This is a genomic window from Amycolatopsis orientalis DSM 40040 = KCTC 9412, from assembly GCF_000478275.1.
GTDB lineage: Bacteria > Actinomycetota > Actinomycetes > Mycobacteriales > Pseudonocardiaceae > Amycolatopsis > Amycolatopsis orientalis.
The window spans coordinates 1-1571 of the sequence record NZ_ASJB01000024.1 but is presented as its reverse complement, the minus strand read 5'-3'; the positions used below and the strand labels follow the sequence as shown (position 1 = coordinate 1571).

General features: G+C 65.1%; 1 protein-coding gene. It reads left to right on the top strand.

Annotated features, from left to right (window positions below):
• The first annotated feature begins 131 nt into the window (after positions 1–131).
• Complete coding sequence (locus L324_RS06515) at positions 132–1466, top strand: IS256 family transposase (RefSeq protein ID WP_051173692.1); 1335 nt, start codon at positions 132–134, stop codon at positions 1464–1466.
• The last annotated feature ends 105 nt before the right edge of the window (positions 1467–1571 follow it).

Sequence of the window (1571 nt, the reverse complement as noted above, 5' to 3'; positions counted from 1 at the left end):
CGGTTCGATGTCGGGGAGCAGTTGCGGGACAAGTGTTTGCTCGCCGGTGTGCCATGTTCCGAGCGGCACCGGGGCGTGTCAGATGTTCTGTGTATGAGATCAACTGTTGTTGAAGGAGTACACAGGTGACCATGACCGATGATCAGTCGCCGGCGCGTGAGACGATCAACGAGATGATCGAGGCTGGTCTGCTGGACCAGTTGATGTCCAAGGTGGATGCGGGCGGGTTGACCCTGACCGGTGAGGGCGGGTTCCTGCCCGAGCTGGTCAAGACCGTGCTCGAGCGCGGTCTGCAGGCCGAGATGACCGGGCATCTCGGCTATGTCAAAGGAGATCCGGCCGGTCGTGGGTCGGGTAACTCGCGCAACGGCGTGACCGGTAAGACCGTGGCGACCGAGGTGGGGGATGTGGCCCTGTCGGTGCCCCGTGACCGGGCCGGCACGTTCGAGCCCCGGCTCGTCCCGAAGGGCGCGCGGCGGGCCGGCGGCCTGGACGACATGATCATCTCGCTGTATGCGGGTGGCATGACGGTGCGCGACATCCAGCACCACCTGGCCCGCACGCTGGGCACCGACCTGTCACACGACACGATCTCCACGATCACCGACGCGGTGCTCGAGGAGGTCAAGGCCTGGCAGTCCAGGCCGCTGGAGGAGATCTACCCGATCATCTATCTCGACGCGCTGGTGGTGAAGGTCCGCGACGGCCACCAGGTGCGCAACAAGGCCGCGCACATCGCCGTCGGGGTCGACCTGGACGGCGTCAAGCACGTGCTCGGGATCTGGGTGCAGGCCACCGAGGACGCGAAGTTCTGGGCCGGGGTCTGCGCCGAGCTGCGCAATCGCGGGGTCCGTGACGTGCTGATCGTCTGCTGTGATGGGCTGACCGGGTTCCCGGAGGCGATCGAGGCGACCTGGCCGCAGAGCACGGTGCAGACCTGCACGGTGCATCTGATCCGGGCGGCGATGCGGTTCGTGTCCTACTCCGACCGCAGGAAGGTCGCCGCCGCGCTGCGGCCGATCTACACCGCGCCCACGGTCGAGGCCGCGCAGGTCGAGCTTGCCGACTTCGCCAGCTCCGAGCTGGGCCGTAAGTATCCGGCCACGGTGTCGACCTGGGAGAACGCCTGGGAGCGGTTCATCCCGTTCCTGGCGTTCCCACCCGAACTCCGCAAGATCATCTACACCACGAACTCGATCGAGTCGCTCAACTACCAGCTCCGCAAGATCATCAAGAACCGCGGGCACTTCCCGACCGACGACGCGGTGATCAAGCTGCTCTGGCTGGCGATCCGCGATATCGAGGACAAACGCGCCCGCCAACGCGAGAAGCAGAAAGGCCTACCACCCAATCAACGCACCGCCCCCGCACGCCTGGTCGAAGGCGCCATCGTCCACGGCTGGAAACAAGCCCTCGGCGCCCTCGTCCTGCACTACCCCGACCGCATCAGCCAGCACATCAACTAACCATCCATTTGCCATCACTTACACAGAAAACTTGACAAGCTCCAGCACCGACGATCGCATGCGTCCCGCACTCTCCCAGGCCGACCATGCGAACCAAAGGAAAAG

Coding starts and splice junctions, on each gene's coding strand:
- L324_RS06515 (WP_051173692.1), top strand. CDS start 132: ATGACCGATGATCAGTCGCCGGCGCGTGAGACGATCAACGAGATGATC.